Source organism: Xanthobacter autotrophicus ATCC 700552 (genome assembly GCF_043194565.1).
GTDB classification, from domain to species: domain Bacteria; phylum Pseudomonadota; class Alphaproteobacteria; order Rhizobiales; family Xanthobacteraceae; genus Xanthobacter; species Xanthobacter autotrophicus_F.
Window position 1 is genome coordinate 67399 of record NZ_JBAFVS010000008.1, and the last position, 16987, is coordinate 84385.

The 16987-nt window shown below is 69.4% G+C and carries 16 protein-coding genes; 3 read left to right on the top strand and 13 right to left on the bottom strand.

The window, feature by feature from the left end:
* Nucleotides 1-41 precede the first annotated feature (41 nt).
* The 13 genes from V5F48_RS10760 to V5F48_RS10820 all read right to left on the bottom strand — a co-directional run bounded on the left by V5F48_RS10760 (nucleotide 42) and on the right by V5F48_RS10820 (nucleotide 13668).
* The gene (locus V5F48_RS10760) at nucleotides 42-2294 is read right to left on the bottom strand and encodes a fibronectin type III domain-containing protein (RefSeq protein WP_394258702.1); all 2253 of its coding nucleotides are present in this window, start codon (nucleotides 2292-2294) and stop codon (nucleotides 42-44) included.
* Between the two features lie 395 nt (nucleotides 2295-2689).
* Nucleotides 2690-3412, bottom strand: coding sequence for an arsenical resistance protein ArsH (arsH, locus tag V5F48_RS10765; protein WP_394258703.1), 723 nt, complete (start codon nucleotides 3410-3412; stop codon nucleotides 2690-2692).
* 11 nt (nucleotides 3413-3423) lie between these two features.
* Nucleotides 3424-4479, bottom strand: a complete 1056-nt coding sequence (gene arsB, locus V5F48_RS10770; protein ID WP_394258704.1) for an ACR3 family arsenite efflux transporter — start codon at nucleotides 4477-4479, stop codon at nucleotides 3424-3426.
* A gap of 23 nt (nucleotides 4480-4502) precedes the next feature.
* The gene (gene arsC, locus V5F48_RS10775) at nucleotides 4503-4928 is read right to left on the bottom strand and encodes an arsenate reductase (glutaredoxin) (RefSeq protein WP_394109063.1); all 426 of its coding nucleotides are present in this window, start codon (nucleotides 4926-4928) and stop codon (nucleotides 4503-4505) included.
* A gap of 8 nt (nucleotides 4929-4936) precedes the next feature.
* Nucleotides 4937-5479, bottom strand: coding sequence for an arsenate reductase ArsC (locus V5F48_RS10780; RefSeq protein WP_394258705.1), 543 nt, complete (start codon nucleotides 5477-5479; stop codon nucleotides 4937-4939).
* A gap of 34 nt (nucleotides 5480-5513) precedes the next feature.
* The gene (locus V5F48_RS10785; RefSeq protein WP_394258706.1) at nucleotides 5514-5873 is read right to left on the bottom strand and encodes an ArsR/SmtB family transcription factor; all 360 of its coding nucleotides are present in this window, start codon (nucleotides 5871-5873) and stop codon (nucleotides 5514-5516) included.
* 196 nt (nucleotides 5874-6069) lie between these two features.
* A complete protein-coding gene (locus V5F48_RS10790) occupies nucleotides 6070-6372 on the bottom strand; it encodes a putative quinol monooxygenase (RefSeq protein ID WP_394258707.1) in 303 nt (100 codons plus the stop codon).
* A gap of 14 nt (nucleotides 6373-6386) precedes the next feature.
* The gene (locus tag V5F48_RS10795) at nucleotides 6387-8165 is read right to left on the bottom strand and encodes a BatD family protein (protein ID WP_394258708.1); all 1779 of its coding nucleotides are present in this window, start codon (nucleotides 8163-8165) and stop codon (nucleotides 6387-6389) included.
* On the bottom strand, nucleotides 8162-10138 hold the full coding sequence (locus tag V5F48_RS10800) for a VWA domain-containing protein (protein ID WP_394258709.1): 1977 nt from the start codon (nucleotides 10136-10138) through the stop codon (nucleotides 8162-8164). Before V5F48_RS10800 ends, V5F48_RS10795 begins: the two co-directional genes overlap by 4 nt.
* Nucleotides 10138-11175: a VWA domain-containing protein gene (locus V5F48_RS10805; RefSeq protein ID WP_394258710.1), complete on the bottom strand. Its 1038-nt coding sequence runs from the start codon at nucleotides 11173-11175 to the stop codon at nucleotides 10138-10140. The genes V5F48_RS10800 and V5F48_RS10805 overlap by 1 nt, the downstream gene beginning before the upstream one ends.
* Complete coding sequence (locus tag V5F48_RS10810) at nucleotides 11172-11759, bottom strand: DUF4381 domain-containing protein (protein WP_394258711.1); 588 nt, start codon at nucleotides 11757-11759, stop codon at nucleotides 11172-11174. Before V5F48_RS10810 ends, V5F48_RS10805 begins: the two co-directional genes overlap by 4 nt.
* Nucleotides 11756-12703 (bottom strand): DUF58 domain-containing protein, encoded by a 948-nt coding sequence (locus tag V5F48_RS10815; RefSeq protein WP_394258712.1) that lies wholly within the window; start codon nucleotides 12701-12703, stop codon nucleotides 11756-11758. Before V5F48_RS10815 ends, V5F48_RS10810 begins: the two co-directional genes overlap by 4 nt.
* A 44-nt stretch (nucleotides 12704-12747) precedes the next feature.
* Entirely contained in the window at nucleotides 12748-13668 is a 921-nt protein-coding gene (locus V5F48_RS10820; RefSeq protein WP_282642789.1) for an AAA family ATPase, read from the bottom strand.
* A 362-nt stretch (nucleotides 13669-14030) separates the two neighbouring features.
* On the opposite strand from V5F48_RS10820, the gene V5F48_RS10825 reads away from it, so the two are divergent.
* The 3 genes from V5F48_RS10825 to V5F48_RS10835 all read left to right on the top strand — a co-directional run bounded on the left by V5F48_RS10825 (nucleotide 14031) and on the right by V5F48_RS10835 (nucleotide 16984).
* A complete protein-coding gene (locus tag V5F48_RS10825) occupies nucleotides 14031-14678 on the top strand; it encodes a DUF938 domain-containing protein (RefSeq protein WP_394109055.1) in 648 nt (215 codons plus the stop codon).
* 111 nt (nucleotides 14679-14789) lie between these two features.
* Nucleotides 14790-15893, top strand: a complete 1104-nt coding sequence (locus V5F48_RS10830; RefSeq protein ID WP_394258713.1) for a flagellar motor protein MotA — start codon at nucleotides 14790-14792, stop codon at nucleotides 15891-15893.
* A gap of 68 nt (nucleotides 15894-15961) precedes the next feature.
* Nucleotides 15962-16984: a peptidoglycan -binding protein gene (locus tag V5F48_RS10835; RefSeq protein WP_394258714.1), complete on the top strand. Its 1023-nt coding sequence runs from the start codon at nucleotides 15962-15964 to the stop codon at nucleotides 16982-16984.
* The last annotated feature ends 3 nt before the right edge of the window (nucleotides 16985-16987 follow it).

Here is a 16987-nt window from a genome sequence, read left to right on the forward strand (position 1 = left end):
CTGTCACACCATGGAAAAGCTGTCACACCATGGAAAAGCTGTCACACCATGGAAAAGACTTGGGCGAAGTCGTAATCCTGCTGGGCGACGCCGCTGTTGTTGTCGGTCAGGTGACCCACGTCGTCGCCATGGTCGCGCCCCAGGGACCACATGGCGATATAGGCGATGTGGTCGTTGCCCTCGGCATAGTCCACCAGCTGCTGGGCATCCTCCAGGGTGAAGACCTCGCCGGGAATGTCGTTCTGGCCGATCATGGGCGTGATCGCGACCTTGGCGTCGAGCCCCAGCTGCTGCAGCTGCGCGATGGTGGCCTCGGCCGCGTCGATGGCGTCCTGCCCCATGTCGCCGCTGTCGTAATAGTCGCCGTAGTTCATCACCATGATGTTGATGGTGTCGATGTCCACCCCGTCGGCCTTGGCCTGGGCCAGCAGGTCGAGCCCGTCCTGGGTCAGCCCCGTCGGCAGCACCGGCAGGGTGAAGGAGATCGAAAGGTCGGGGTTGGCCTGTTCCAGCGCCACCAGGGCCTCGTTGCGCAAGTGACTCGCCGCCGTGTTGGTCAGCGCGTCGGCCTCGATGTCGAAGTCGAGGGAGGTGACGTTGTACTTGTCGATCACCGATTGATAGGCGGCGGTCAGGTCCGCCACATTGGTGAAGGACAGCGCCGGTTCCTGGCCATAGCCGCCGCCGAAGGAGATGGTGACGTTCACGCCCATCTGCTGCAGCTGCTCCACCATGGAGGAGATGGTGGTGCCGTTGGCCAGCGTGTCGTCGTCGATGGAGCCGAGCCCGCCCCAGCCGATCTGGTCCGGTCCCGTGCCCAGCACGAAGGCGAGGGTGACCGAGGTCAGCCCCACATCCTCCACCGTCTGGACGAGGTTCTGGCTTTCGGGCAGCCACATCTCGAAATAGGGCGAGAAATACTGCTGGTCCGTGGCATCGGTGCCGGGGGCGTCGGTGGTTACCGCGATGGGCGTGGCCGCGGGGGAGGTGCCGGCCTCGTCGATGGCAACAACCGAGAATTGATAGGTGGTGTCCGCCACAAGGCCCGAGACCTTGAAGCTCAGGTCGGTGGTGGTGCCCACCAGCTCGCCGTCGCGATAGATGGCGTAGCCCGATACGGTGCCCACCCCCAGAACCTCCGCCGCGTCCCAGGTGAGGGTTGCCGAGGTCTCGGTGGTGGTCAGCAGGTGCAGGTCGTCGGGCGCGTCGGGGGCCACGGGCGTGAGATCGGCATAGCCGATGACGCTCCACACATGGCCGGTGCCCACGGCGCCGTGGTCGCTCGCAGGATCGGTGCCCAGCGTCCACCAATTGGCCTGGTAGACGAGGTGGCCGACGCTCACCTGATCGCCGGCCACATAGGCCTTGGCGTTCGTCCAGGCCGGCGCCTCGATGACGGTGAGGGCGCTGCCATCCGTCTCGCTCCCCTGCTCCGATCCGCTTGAGCCGGAGAGGAGCGTGGTCCATTCCTCGAGCACCACGGCGCTGCGCGCGGTGATGTTCGCCGTCGAAAGCGCCGCGAGGGTCACGCCCTCCAGCGTATAGCTCTGCTGCGCGGCGGGCATCAGGATCACCACCGAGCCGTTCACCTCGACGACGGAGAAGTCCTGCGGCGTCAGCCAGCCGAAATCGAGCTTGTCCGTGGCGGGATCGAAGGCCAGCACCGTCTGCGTGTTCCAGCTCCACGAGAGCGCCGTGGTGACGGCATCGCCGGTGCCGGTCGCGACCGTTCCGCGGCCCGCCGCCGGGCTCGCCAGCGCCTGGCTCCATTCGGCGAGCACGGCGCCGTCCTGGCTCGCGATGCTGGCCAACGAGAGCTGGGAGAGCGCCACGCCATCCAGGATGTAGGTCTGGCGCTCGGCGGCAAGGTAGATCACCACCGAGCCGTTGACCTCGGCAATGGAGAAGTCGGTCGCGGCAAGGCCGCTGAAATCAAGCTTGTCCGTGGCGGGATCGAAGCTCAGCACCGTGTCGGTGTCGCGCGCGAAGGCGAGCGTGGTGACGGTGCCGGCGGCTGGCGCGGTGGGGCTGCTGGCGGCGAGCGCGGCGCTCCATTCCGCGAAGACCGAGGCATCGAAGGCGCTGATGTTCACCAGCGAAAGATCAGAAAGACTGACGCCTTCGAGCGTGTAGCTGTGCGCATTGGCCGGAAGCGAGATGACCACCGAGCCGTTCACTTCGGAGATGGTGAAATCGTCTGCATTCAGCCAGCTGAAATCCAGGACATCCGCTGCGGGGTCGAATGTAACGACCTCATGCGCGCCCCATGACCATGTGATTGTTGTCGTTGCCATGTTGCCGTCCGCCCCGTCGGGAACACTACGGGATAGGGTGCACATGGCGAACGCGAGGGCAAGGGAAAGCTGCGCAATTCATCGCCGCATGGTCCTGTCAAACGCTGTATTCGCAATTTGCGAAATAGCGTTTTCTGGGTCATGCAGGGCATCTGGCCATCTTCAGGCGGTCCGGACAGGCGGGAAGACCGACTTTTTGCTGCGCAATGGCCGGGACGATGACATCCATGACCGCGCAGCACCCTGCATCCCGGTGGATCACACCCCGGCGGCAGCGGCTGATCCTGATCTCATCCCGAGCGGACCCGACAAGACCTTGAAACGCGCGCGTCAGGCGGCCCGTTCAGCGCGACCGCCAGAGCTGGCGCCGCGCCGGGCGCGACGATGATGCCCCGTCACCGCACCGCCGCGTCGAGCGCGAGGCGGGCGTCCAGCGCCTCGGCGGCTTCCTTGCGCTCGCTGTAGCGGTCGGTGAGATGGGGCGCCACGTCCCGGGTCAGCAGCGTGAACTTCACCAGCTCCTCCATCACGTCCACCACGCGGTCGTAATAGGGCGAGGGGTTCATCCGCCCCGCGGGATCGAACTCCGCATAGGCCTTGGCCACCGACGACTGGTTGGGGATGGTCAGCATGCGCATCCAGCGCCCCAGAATGCGCATCTGGTTGACCGCGTTGAAGGATTGGGAACCGCCGCAGACCTGCATCAGCGCCAGGGTGCGGCCCTGGGTGGGCCGGATGGCGCCGATGGCGAGCGGGATCCAGTCGATCTGCGCCTTCAATACCGCGCTCATGGCGCCGTGCCGCTCGGGGCTGCACCACACCTGCCCCTCGGACCACAGGGCCAGCTCGCGCAATTCCTGCACCTTGGGATGCTCCACCGGCGCCCCGTCCGGCAACGGCAGGTCGCGGGGGTCGAAGATGCGGGTTTCGGCGCCGAAGTGCTTGAGCAGCCGTTCGGCCTCCAGCGTCAAAAGGCGGCTGTAGGAGCGCTCCCGCAGCGAGCCGTAGAGCAGCAGGATGCGCGGCGGATGCCGGGACGGCGCGGCCGGCAGCAGCCGGTCGATGGAGGGGATGTGGAGGACGCGTGCGTCCACATTGGGCAGGATCTCGTCGCTCATGGTGTCCTGTGTCATGGCGTCTGGCGCGCGGGCTTGGCAGCCTGCCCCCCGCGCTCGTACCAGCCCTTGGAGCGGTTCACGATCCACACCACCGAGAGCATCACCGGCACCTCGATGAGCACGCCCACCACGGTGGCGAGCGCCGCCCCGGACTGGAAGCCGAACAGGCTGATGGCCGCCGCCACCGCCAGCTCGAAGAAGTTGGAGGCGCCGATGAGGGCGGACGGCCCCGCCACGCAATGTTCCTCTCCCGCCATGCGGTTGAGGATATAGGCGAGGCCCGAGTTGAAATAGACCTGGATCAGGATCGGCACCGCGAGAAGCGCAATCACCAGCGGCTGGGCGATGATCTGCTCACCCTGGAAGCCGAACAGCAGCACCAGCGTCGCCAGCAGCGCCACCAGCGAGACCGGGCCAAGGGTCGCCAGCACGCTCTCGAGCGCTTGCGGCCCGCCACGCGCCAGCAGGCTGCGACGCACCAGCTGGGCCACGATCACCGGAACGATGATGTAGAGCACCACCGACAGCACCAGCGTGCCCCACGGCACGGTGATGGCGGACAGCCCCAGCAGCAGGGCCACGATGGGGGCGAAGGCCACCACCATGATGGCATCGTTGAGCGCCACCTGGGACAGGGTGAAATGGGGCTCGCCCCGGGTCAGGTTCGACCACACGAACACCATGGCGGTGCAGGGCGCGGCGGCCAGGATGATGAGGCCGGCGATATAGCTGTCGATCTGGTCGGCCGGCAGCAGCGGCCGGAACAGCCAGCCGATGAACAGCCAGCCGAGCAGCGCCATGGAGAACGGCTTCACCGCCCAGTTCACCAGCAGCGTCACGCCGATGCCGCGCCAATGGCGCCCGACCTCGGTGAGGGCGGCGAAATCGATCCGCAGCAGCATGGGCACGATCATCAGCCAGATGAGCACCGCCACCGGAATATTGACGTTCGCCACCTCCACGGCGGCGATGGCCTGGAAGGCCGAGGGCGCCAGATGGCCCAGCGCGATGCCGGCGATGATGCACAGGCCGACCCACACGGTCAGGAACCGCTCGAAAATGGACATGATCGCAATCTCTCTGCCGGGCGTCAGCCGGCGGTGACAGGCAGGCCGGCGTCGTCCACCACACGCTCGCCGTCTTCCTTGGTGAAGGCACCCCGCTGGGGCGGCAAAAGGTCCAGCACCCGTTCGGACGGCCGGCACAGGCGCACGCCCTTGGGCGACACCACCAGCGGCCGGTTGATCAGGATAGGGTGAGCCATCATGGCGTCGAGCAGCGCGTCGTCGGTCAGCGCCGGATCGGCAAGGCCAAGCTCGGCGTAGGGCGTGCCCTTCTCCCGCAGGGCATCGCGCACCGTGAGGCCGGCGCGGGCGATGAGCTGCTGGAGCAGGGCACGGGCCGGCGGCGTCTTCAGATATTCGATCACATGCGGCTCGATGCCCGCGTTGCGGATCATGGCGAGGGTGTTGCGCGAGGTGCCGCAGGCGGGGTTGTGATAGATGATCACGTCCATGGCGGGCCTCACGCGACATCCTGCCGGGGCTGGGTTGCGCCGTCGAGCCGGCCGATCTCCCGCAGATGGGCGCCGAGGGTGAGCCGGTCGAGCTTCGCCATGGGCAGGGCGGTGAAGACCGAGATGCGGTTGCGCAGATAGCGGAAGGCGGCGACGAAGGCGGCCTCCTTCTGGATGTCGGTGCCCTCCACCGCGGCGGGGTCCGCGATGCCCCAATGGGCCGTCATGGGCTGGCCCGGCCAGAGCGGGCAGGCCTCGCCCGCGGCGTTGTCGCAGACGGTGAAGACGAAATCCATCACCGGTGCATCAGGGGCCGCGAACTCCGCCCAGCTCTTGGAGCGGAAGCCCTCGGCGGGATAGTCGAAGGCGCCCAGCACCTTCAGGGTGAAGGGGTTCACCTCGCCCTTGGGCTGGCTGCCGGCCGAAAAGGCGCGGAAGCGCCCGGCGCCATCCTTGGCCAGAATGCTCTCGGCGAGGATGGAGCGGGCGGAATTGCCGGTGCACAGAAACAGCACGTTGTAGACGTGCCCGGTGGCGGCGTCAGGCCTCATCGCTTCAGGCGTCATCGCTTCAGGCAACATCGCGTCAGGCATGGGGGTTCTCGTTCGGTTCGCAGGCGCAGGACAGGGCGGCAATGGCGGGGGCGCACACTTCGGGGTGGCCCTGGCAGCAGTCGCGCATCAGGAAGGCGACCAGCCCGGAGAGGGTCGGATAGACCGCGCTGTAGAGGATGGAGCGCCCCTCGCGCCGGGAGGCCACTAGCCCCGCCTGCTCCAGGTGGCTCAGATGAAACGACATGCGCGAGGACGAGGCCCCGTCCATGGCCGCGCCGATGGCGCCGGCGGGCAGGCCGTCCGGGCCGGCTTCCACCAGCAACCGGACGATGCGCAGCCGCGTCTCCTGGGAGAGGGCGCCAAAGGCGGCAAGGGCGCGGGCTTCATCCATTTCAATACCTCAAGATCAATTGAGATATTGATACAATGCGGCGCCGCTGGCAAGCGATTTGGTGCGGGGGGCGTGGCTCAATTCGAAAGGTCCCCTCTCCCGCATCGAAGCCGGATGTTTCCGGCCTGGGCTCTTGGAGAACCGAACTCGGCAACAGCCGAGTTGGGGCGGAAGGGTTCCAGAGCCTGCCCAGTCGCTATGCGCCGCGCAGTACGCCGAAACGCACCCTCTGCTCCGCGCGGATCAGGGCCGGAAAAGCATCGCGGAAACGGGCAAGGTGGGGCGTTTCCAGATGGGCGTCGAACGCGGCGCGATCGTCATAGACCTCGTAGAACACCACGGTGGAGGACCCCTCCAGCACAATCACCTCGAACTGCCGGCAGCCGGGCTCATCGGCCACCGAATGGGCGGCGTCATCGCGCGCAACGGCGAGGAAATCGTCGAGGCGGGCGGGCTCGACATCAAACTCCGCGATCACCACAAAAGGCGCCTTGGTCATGCTCTGCGGTCTCCTCAGGTTGCGCCCGGTCCGGCCGGATAGAGCGGCTGGAGGCCCCGGGCCTTGGCGGAGTTGCGCCCGCGCGCGGCGCGCCGTTCGGCGGCGAGCGCCTTGCGCAAGGCGCTCCCATCCCACCCCCCGACACCGCCCGCATACAGGTACTGGCTCAAGTCGCCCACCGCCTGCGCCATCTCGCGGGTGCGCGGCGCCGGTGCACCCATGCCGCCCATGCCGCCCATGGCACGACCGAGGACGAGCCAGGCGCGGTGGGCAGCGGCGGCATCATGGCTGCGACAGGCGGCATCGAGCGCCCGCGCCGCCGCCTCCACATCCAGGGGCGCCAGCGCCGGGCGCCCGGCCATGCGGCCACCACCGGCCACGACCGGACGGATGGCTCCGGGATGCAATGGGTCCGGCCGGGGCTCGGCCTCCGCCGGACGCCGCCGACGCCCGCTGTAATAGACGGTTCCCACCACCAGCACGACCACGACGAAAGCGGCCATCAGGTCGCGCCCGCTCCACCCGCCCTGCGCGCCATCGGCCACCGGCGATGGCGCCGGTGCGGCAACATGAGAAGCCGGCGCCCGCGCCGTACTGCCATCGGCAGACGCCGCCACGGTGAGGGTCACCGCCGGCAGGGTGGCCGTCTCGGCGCGGTTTGCCACCACGTTCCACCAGGGCACGGAGATGGCCGGCAGCGTCACCGTGCCGGCCCGTGTCGGAACCACGGAGACCCGCGTCTCCACCACGGCGCCCATACCGCCGTCCACGGATGAGGCCTCGGGCTTGCCCTCGTCGGCATATTGGCGCACGCCGTCCACCTCCGGCGCCGCCAGCGGCGGCAGCTGGCCCGGGCTCGCGCCCTTCACCTCCAGACGCAGGGTGCGCACCAGCGCGCCACCGACCTTGGCCTCGCCCGGCGGACGCGACCAGCTTTCCCGCAGCGTCACCGACCGGGCCGGCAGGAACCAGCCGGTAACGCCGGCGGGGCGTGGGCTGATCTCCACCTCCACCGGATTGGAAAAAACCGTGACCTGGCGGCCGGCATCAAACACGCCGCCGAGCCACGTCATGTCCGACCGGCCCAGCGTGCGGGCCTGCTCCTGCGCGCCCGGCGGCGACGTGGGGATCATGGCCTTGAGCGCCACCGAGGGGATCTGGATGGTTCCGGTGCGCTGGGGCCGCATGATGTAGCGCAGGTCCATCACGCGGTAGTTCTGCCGGCCGATGATGCGGGCAGAAGATTGCAGCTCCCCATCAGGAGTGAAGGAGGCGCCGTTGGCGGATGGCTCGGTGGACGACGCCTCCAGCGCACCGACGCGGTCAAACATGCGCACCGCCACCGGAATCTCGCTCTGCAGGAAGAACGGCGGGGTTGCTTGCACCTGGACTGCCAGGGCGATCGGCCCGTCGTCCGGTACCTCGATAGCAGCGATGTCCAGGTCGATGGGTGCGCTTGTCTCGCCGGCGAGGGACAGGGGCGGAATGGTGAGGCGACCGGCATGCTTGGCCATCAGCATCAGCCCCCATTCGTTCACCTCGACCCGTTGTCCGGCGACGGTCTCCACCCGGCTGATCTTGCGTCGGTCGAGAATCTCGAAGTCCTTCGTCAGCGGCGACACGTTCGGTGGTTCCAGGCTGTCGCGGCCGGCGAGGCTCAGAACCAGCTCGAAGGGTTCGCCCTGGTCGGTGGGCATACGCTCGATGCTCGCCTTGAAGGCGCCGGCGAAGAGCGGCGTCGCCGGCAACAGCACGGCGAGGAGCAAGACGAGGGCCAGAGCGCGGCGGATCATGGCTCGCCCTCCGCCGGAACGCTCACCGGCCCGCCAAAATAACGGGCGCGGATACGGGCACGCAGCAAGCTGCCCGGATCGTCCGGCACCTGCCGCAGTGCCTGCTCCCGATTCTGCTCGTCGTCCGCCGTGGAATTGACCACTGCCGTGCCGTCATTGCGGCTTGGGGGCGGCGGCGCGGCGGCCGCCGTCGGGGGCGGCGGGGACTGGGTGGGCGCGGCGGGCGGAGGCTCAAACGCCGTGTTCGCGTCGCCGCTGTCGGGGGGGGCGCCAGGCAGGCCCAACGGCAGCGGCGGTGGCAGCGACAGCGGCTGAGGCGCGAGGGGCTGCTGGGGCGGCGCACCGGCGATCGCGGAGGGCTTGCGCGGGGGCAGCGGCGCTGGCCTCTGTGGCGTTGCGGAGGTCGGCGGCGCTGCTGCGCCAGCCGCCTGCGGATCGGCCCTGGTCCCATCTGGCTTCGCAGCGGAAGGTTTGGTCGGATCGGGTTTCGCCGGATCAGACTTGGAAGGGTCCGCCTTGGACGGATCGGACTTGCTCGGATCTGGCTTGCTGGGATCGGATTTGCCGCCGGCATTCTGCTGGCCGCCGCCCCCACCGCCTCCGCCGGGCTTGCCCTTGTCGTCCTTTTTCTCGTCGTCCTTCTTCTTGCGGGCGTCGAGGATGGCCTGCACCAGATCCCGGTTGAACCTGGCGTCGGCGTCGGCGGGATCGGCCTTGAGGGCGGCGTCGTAGGCGGCGACGGCCTCCTCCAGCCGGTCGGAGCGGGCGAGGGCGTTTGCGCGATTATAGTCGGCGCCGGGAAGGCCCGTATAGGCCGCTGCCGCGCCCGCGTGATCGCCGGCCTTGTAGAGCGCGCCCGCCCGCCACGCCGGGTCCTCGAAGCGCTGGGCGGCAGCCCCATAGTCGCCCGCGCTGAAGGCGGAGGCGCCCTGCTGGTCCGGCCGCCACCACAGGTCGTCCCATGTTCCCGCCGCCGCCGGATGGGGCGCGAACACGGCCGGCAGGGCGGCGAGAAAGAGCACCGCGATCCACCCCCGGCGGAAAGCAAAAGGCGCCAGCAGCACGGCGATGACGAGCACGAACGGCCCCATGTCCGCCCACACATCCGCCGTGAAACCATCCTGTTCGATCGGCGGCGCCGTGGCGGAGTCGCTCGTCAGCGGCAGGGTGCTTTCCAGGTCGCTGTCGTCGGCGGTGAGGCGGGAGAAGGTGCCGCGCCCGGCAACCGCGAGGGCGGAGAGGCCCGCCGCATCCAAAGCCGGCGCCCCGTCCGCGCCGGAGGCCCCGACGCCGATCACATTGACCTTGAAGCCCGCCGCCGCCGCTGCCCTGGCCGCCGCCTGCGCCTTCGACGGGTCATCCCCCACACCGTCCGCCAGAATGAGGATGCGCCCGGAGGACGCGCCGGCACCCTTGAGAAGCTCCACCCCCTTCTCGATGGCGAGGTCGATGCGCGCCGGGCCGCCGCGCATCAAATTGGTGGCGAGGTCCGGCAGCATCTGGCCCACCAAGCGGGCATCCTGCGTGAGGGGCGCGGCGGTAAAAGGAATGTCGGCATAGACCACCAGCGCCACCTCGCCGCCGCGCATGCGCGACAGCACGTCCGCCACCTTGTAACGGGCGGCGGCAAGGCGGGTGGGGCTGGCGTCGCTGGCGCCCATGGAGCGGGTGAGGCTGAGCGCCACCACCACGGGTTCGAGCCGCCCGCCCGCCGGCTGCGGCAGCTTCTCCCATGTGGGCCCGGCCATGGCGAGGATGGCCGCGATCCAGCCCGCCAGCAGCAGCAGGATCGGCCAGCGGCCGGCCTGTCGTCCACCGGACGCGGCGAGATGGACGAGCAGATGGGGGTCCACCACCCGCGACCAGTCGTTTGCGCCCTGCCTGAGCCGGCGCCACAAAAGCGTTGCGAGCACAGCCGCAGGCAAAAGGGCCAGCAGCCATTCGGGCCGCAGCAAATGGAAGCTCGCCGGCATCAGGCGGGACCCTCCGCGCGCGCCAGCTCACCCCCGCCCGCGCGGCGGCGCAGGGGCAGATTCACCAGCAGCAGGGCCGAGAGGAGGAAGCTCAACAGCAGGGCCGCCCCGAGCGGCCAGTAGAACAGGGCGATGGTGGGGCGCACATATTGCGGGTCCCCCGCCACCGGCTCCAGCCGGTCGATATCGGCGTAGATGGCGGCGAGGCCCTTGTCGTTCCGGGCGCGGAAATACTGGCCGCCGGTCATCGCGGCGATCTTCTTCAGCGCGTTCTCGTCGAGGTCGCCGGACGAATTCAAGGCCATGCCGGGCTGAATGTCGATGGCATTGGTGTCGGCGCCAACGCCGATGGTGTGGATGCGCACATTCTCATTGGCCGCGATGGCCGCCGCCTCGATGGGATCAAGCACGCCGGAGGTATTGGCGCCGTCGGTGAGCAGGATCAGCACGCGATCCTTCGCCGACCGGTCGCGCAGGGTCTTCACCGCCAGGCCGATGGCGTCGCCGATGGAGGTTCTGCCCCCGGTCATGCCGATCGAGGCCTCGGCGAGGAGCTGGCGCACCACGGAGCGGTCTAGCGTCAGCGGCGCCTGCACATAGGCCCGCGTGCTGAACAGGATGAGGCCGATGCGGTCGCCGGTGCGACGGGCGATAAAGTCGTCCGCCACCCGTTTGACCACCTGGAGCCGGTTCGCCGGCACGCCGGACTGGGCCAGGTCCTGTGACGACATGGAGGCGGAGAGGTCCACCGCCAGCATCATCTCGCGCCCCTCCACGGGGATGGCGACGGGCGAGCCCACATAGACTGGCCGCGCGGCGGCGATGACCAGCAGGGTCCAGATGAAGGCGAGCGCCGCCAGCCGCAGGCGGCTGAAGCGGGGTCGGCCGTCGGTGACGAGGCCGGCGCGGGCCAGCTCGGCGAAGAACGGCAGGCGCAGGGCGCCGGCCCGCCGCTCCGGCGCGCGCGGCAGCAGCAGGCGGACGAGGAACGGCAGCGGCAGCAGCGCCAGCACGAAGGGCCATTGGAGCGTGATCATGAGCGCGCCCTGATCCAGCGCCGCACGGCGGTCACGAAGGCCTTGGGCGCGATCCCGGCATCGGGTGCGGCTGCGGGCGGGTAATAGGGTGCGCGGGCGAGGAAAGCGGCCTCGGCGACGCCGAAGCCCGCCTTGCCGGCCACCAGCACCCGCGTCCATGCCTCGCCCGTGAGGGCCGTGGCCGCATTCCCCGACTGGGCGCGCACGAGCCGGCGCAGCACCCCGGAGGCCGCCACGGCGATGGCCTGGGCATCGGGCAGGCCATCGCGCGCTCCCTCTTGCGCATCGGCCTGGGCCAGCGTCGCCTCGAACTCCTTCAAAGCCTTGTAGGCGAGGGTCTGCCGCCAGCGCCATTCGCGGATGGCGAGCACCAATCCCACCAGCAGGACCAGCCCCGCCAGCGCGTACCAGCCGGGCGCGGGCGGCCAGAACGGCACGTCCGGCGGCAGATGGATATCCCGCAGGCCGGCGAGCTGTTCCTCAAGCGAGGGGGCCGGGGCGTCGGGCAGCTTGAGGCCCGGCGTCAGGAAATCCGGTGTCGAGAAATCGGGCGCGAGGGGAGCGGGCGTCGCGGGAGACGTCATGCCAGCACCCGCCGCCCCGCCGACTGGAGCGGCCGCAGCCGCTCGGGGTGCAGCACATCCGCCGGATCGCTGCCGGTCTCAAGATCGAGGAAGGTCATGCCGCGTTCGCGGCAGATCCGCTCGACGCCGTCGTGGCGCACCGCAAAGCGCTGGGCATAGGCGTCCCGCAGCGCCGCGCGCTCCGCATCGAGCCGCGCCACCGCCACCCCGTCGGTGACTGGATAGAGGCCGGGGTCGGGCATCTGCGCCTCCAGCCGGTCGAACACGAACAGGCAGGTGACGTGGCTGTCCACCGCGAGCCGCTCCACCTCGCGCACCGCATGGGCGTCGAGATCGGCAAAGTCGGTGATGAGGAAGACCAGCGTGCCCGGCCGGGCCAGCGCACGCGTCCGCGCCAGGGCTTCCGCCAGCGTGGGCCCCGTCCCCTCCGGTCCCACCCGCTCGGCAGTGGCGTCGGCCACGGCGCGCACGAAATTCAAAATCCGCCGGCGGCTGCGCTCCGGCTGGAAGGCGCCGACGCCGGAGGGCGCCAGCACCACGCCGCCCACCCGGTCGCCGCCGGCGATGCCCACCCAGGCGAGGATGGCCGCCGCCTTGGCCGCCAGCACCGACTTGAAGCTGCCGCGCGTGCCGAAGCGCATGGCCCCGCGTGCGTCGGCAAGGATCAGGACCGGGCGCTCGCGCTCCTCCTGGAACAGCTTGGTATGGGTGCGCCCGGTGCGGGCGGTGACGCGCCAGTCGATGGTGCGCACATCGTCGCCGGGATGGTAGGCACGCACCTCGTCAAATTCCATGCCCCGGCCGCGGAAGGACGAGCGGTGGCCGCCGAACTGGTGGGTGCGCACCTTGCCGCCGGGCGCAAAGCCGCCGCCCCCGCGCGGGCGTACCGCCAGAAGCTCCGGCAGGCGGGCGACAATGCCCTTCAACGGATCCTTGTCCGACATCTCCCGTTCCGACATCTCCCGGTCCGACATGGCTGTCCGCGACCTCAGCCCACCGGCACCCGGGCGATGAGGAGATCGATGAAATCGTCGCTCGTCACCCCGTCCGCCTCGGCCTCGAAGGTCATGAGCACGCGGTGGCGCAGCACCGGCTTCAGCACGGCCTGCACGTCCTCCGGCACCACATAGTCGCGCTTGCGCCGCCAGGCGTGGGCGCGGGCGCAGCGGTCGAGGGAGATGGTGCCGCGCGGGCTCGCGCCGAAGCTCACCAGCCCTTCGAGGTCGGCGCCGTACAGCTCGGGATGGCGCGTCGCCTGCACCATCTGGAGCAGGTACTCCTCCACCGGCTCTGCCATATGCACGGCCGCCACCGCGCGCCGGGCGGCGAACACCACCTCCTGCGGCAGAGGCGGGCCGAAGTCCGGCGCCACGCCCCGCGCTTCGCCGCGCACCAGGCGCAGGATCTCGCGCTCGGCGGCGATATCGGGGAAATCGATGCGCACATGCAGCAGGAAGCGGTCGAGCTGGGCCTCGGGCAGGGGATAGGTGCCCTCCTGCTCGATGGGGTTCTGCGTCGCCATCACCATGAACAGGTCGTCGAGACGGTAGGTCTTGCCGCCGACCGTCACCTGCCGCTCGGCCATGGCCTCCAGCAGGGCCGACTGGACCTTGGCCGGGGCGCGGTTGATCTCGTCGGCAAGAATGAAATTGTGGAACAGCGGCCCCTTCTGGAACCGGAAGGTGCCGTCCTCGGGCCGGTAGATGTCGGTGCCGGTGAGGTCGGAGGGCAGAAGGTCCGGGGTGAACTGGATACGCTGGTCGCTCAGGTCGATGGCGCGGGCCAGCGCCTTGATGGCCTTGGTCTTGGCAAGGCCGGGCGCGCCCTCCACCAGGAGGTGGCCGTCGGCCAGCACGGCGATGAGCAGCAATTCCACAAAGGCCGGCTGGCCCAGGATGCAGGCGTTCATATAGGCGGCGAGATCGTCGAACGCCCGATCGAGCCCGGCACTCTCATGAGCCCCACGCTCATGAACGGCGCGATCCGCCACGGGGGGCCGCGCCCGGGCAAAGGCACCTTCCAGGAAACTGGCGTCACGGCTTGTCGTCATGAAAGAAGGGTTCCGGTCTCGCGCTGGCTTTGCTTCCTTATATCGCCGCGGCTGCACGATCGCACATTATCTCGGAGTCAATTTTCAGCCCGCGCGACGCCCCTGCGGCGGATGGAGCCATGACGCACGGTTGAGCCCGCGAGCCGCGCCCGCCAAGATGACGCCGACCCGCCCCGGCCCGACCGGCTCCGGGAGCCCCGACACAGCGGAGAATTCACACCTTGCCCGATCCGTCTTCCGACGCGCGCCGCTCCGCCCCGGCGGTTGCGCGCAACCGCGATCCCATCGCCGCCCAGCTTCTTCGCCTTCTGCCCGAGACCGGGCTGGTGCTGGAGATCGCCAGCGGCACCGGCGAGCACGCGGTGTATTTCGCCCGAAAGATGCCGCACCTCACCTGGCAGCCCTCCGACCCTTCGCCCGAGGCGCGGGCCTCCATCGCCGCCTGGATCGCGGCCGAAGGCCTTGCCAACGTGCGCGCGCCCCTCGCCCTGGACGCCGCCGCCGGCGAATGGCCGGTGGGGAAGCTGGACGCGGTGGTGTGCGTCAACATGATCCACATCAGCCCGTGGGAGGCCACCGAAGGCCTCATGCGCGGCGCCGGTGCCCGCCTGCCGCCGGACGGCGTGCTGTTCGCCTATGGTGCCTTCCGGCAGGACGGCGTGCCCACCGCCCCCAGCAACGAGGCCTTCGACGCCGACCTGAAGCGGCAGGACCCGCGCTTCGGCCTGCGCCACCTGGCCGACGTGGCCGCCTGCGCGGCGCGGAACGGCCTTGCCCTCGCCCGGGTGGTCGAGATGCCCTCGAACAACCTGTCGCTGGTATTCCGCAAGGTGATGGCGGTTTCGCCGGGCAGCGGCGCTGTGCCATAGTCGGGCACCGCGCGGCCAAAACCGGATTGGGGTGAGCCAGACTCACCGCGATCTGCTATCAGGGCCGGGTCGGATCTTCCGCTCGATGCTCCTTCCGCTCGAGGACCCTTCATGGCGCGCGTCGTCGATCCCTACATCAAGGTATCGTCCCCCCGGATCTTCCTGGTGCGGATGATCGTATTCCTGGCCCTGTGCGCGGCGCTCGCCGCCGTGCTGCACCGCCAGATCGTCAGCGCCTTCCTCAACAATCCGGGCCTCAACGGCGTCATCTTCGGGGTGCTCGCCGTGGGCATCATCCTCGCCATCCGGCAGGTGTCGCGGCTGTTTCCGGAGGTGGAATGGGTGAATTCCTTCCGCCTCTCCGATCCGGGGCTGGCGGTGGCGCGCCCGCCCACACTGCTCGCGCCCATGGCGGCGCTGCTGGGCGACCGGGTGGGCCGCATGTCCATCTCCCAGGCCACCATGCGCTCCATCCTCGATTCCATCGGCACCCGCCTCGACGAGAGCCGGGACATGGGGCGCTATCTCACCGGCCTGCTGGTGTTCCTTGGCCTGCTCGGCACCTTCTGGGGCCTGCTGGAAACCGTCTCCTCCATCGGCACGGTCATCAGCTCGCTGCAGGTGGGTCCTGATTCCGGCTCCATCTTCGAGGACATGAAGAGCGGCCTTGCCGCCCCCCTCGGCGGCATGGGCACGGCGTTCTCGTCCTCCCTGTTCGGCCTGGCGGGCTCGCTGGTGCTCGGCTTCCTCGACCTTCAGGCCGGGCAGGCGCAGACGCGCTTCTATACCGATCTGGAGGACTGGCTCTCCACCACCGTGCGCGACCTCGACCATGCGCCCCAAGTGGCGCCCCATGAAGCGCCGCGCGAGCGCGCGTTCGGCGCCGAGCGCGAGCCCGCCCGCCTGTCCGCGGCAGCGCAGCCCATTCCCGCCAGCCCGCCCCTCGCTTTGCCGCCGCCGCAGCCGGCGTTCGATACGGCGCCCCTGGTCTCCGCCATGGGACGGCTGGAAAAAACCATGGCGGAAGCCGGCTCCCAAAGGGTGACCACCGCCATGGCCCAGCTCGCCGAAAGCCTGCAGGGCCTCGTCACCCACATGCGCTCGGAACAGGCGCTGCTGAAGCAGATGGTCGAGGCGCAGGGGGTCCAGAACGAGGAACTCAAGCGGCTCATCCGGCGCCTGGAGGACGAGACCTCGGGCCGGGGCAAGGCATGAATTTCCGCGGCGGTCAGGCCGTGGGCGCCGGCGGGATCGAACGCGTGAGTGGAAACGGGAGCTGAGCCATGGCTTTGGGCAGACGCGGCCGCGACCGCCACATCGATTACTGGCCCGGCTTCGTGGACGCCCTGTCCACGCTGCTGCTGGTGTTCATCTTCCTGTTGTCCGTCTTCATGCTCACCCAGTTTTTCCTGACCCAGGAGATGTCGGGCAAGGACAATGTGATGCAGCGGCTGCAGGCGCAGATCCGCCAGTTGACCGAACTGCTGTCGCTGGAGCGCGCCACCGGCCAGACCACGGACGGCGAGCTTGCCACCCTGCGCGCCTCGCTGGAGGCCACCGAGAGCGAGCGCGACCGCCTCAAGGGCCAGCTTTCCACCGCCCCGGCCCCCACCGACGACGGCCGCACCCGGGCCCTCGCCCGCGAGGTGGACCTCCAGAAGGACGTGGCGGCCCGCGCCATCGCCCAGATCGAACTGCTCAACCAGCAGATTTCCGCCTTGCGCCGGCAGATGGCGGCGCTGGAGGAGGCCCTCAACGTCTCCGAGAAACGCGACGCGGAAAGCCAGACCAAGATCACCGACCTCGGCCGCCGGCTCAATGTGGCCCTGGCCCAGAGGGTGCAGGAGTTGACGCGCTTCCGCTCGGAATTCTTCGGCCGCCTGCGTGACATCCTCGGCAACCGGCCGGATGTGCGCGTGGTGGGCGACCGCTTCGTGTTCCAGTCGGAAGTGTTCTTCGACCGCGGCGCCGCCACCCCGCGCCCCGAGGCCCTGGCCGAACTGGACAAGCTGGCGGGCGCCATCCTCGATCTGGAAAAATCCATCCCGCCCGATATTTCATGGGCCCTGCGCATCGACGGGCACACGGACAACCGGCCCATCGCCACGCCGCAGTTTCCCTCCAACTGGGAATTGTCGGCGGCACGCGCCATCGCGGTGGTTCAGTACCTCATCTCGAAGGGGGTGAGCCCGCAGCACCTGATTGCCGCCGGCTTCGGCGAGTACCAGCCCATCGATGCTGCCGCCGCCACCGAGGACGCCCGCGCCCGCAACCGCCGCATCGAGCTGAAGCTGACGGAGCGGTGAGGG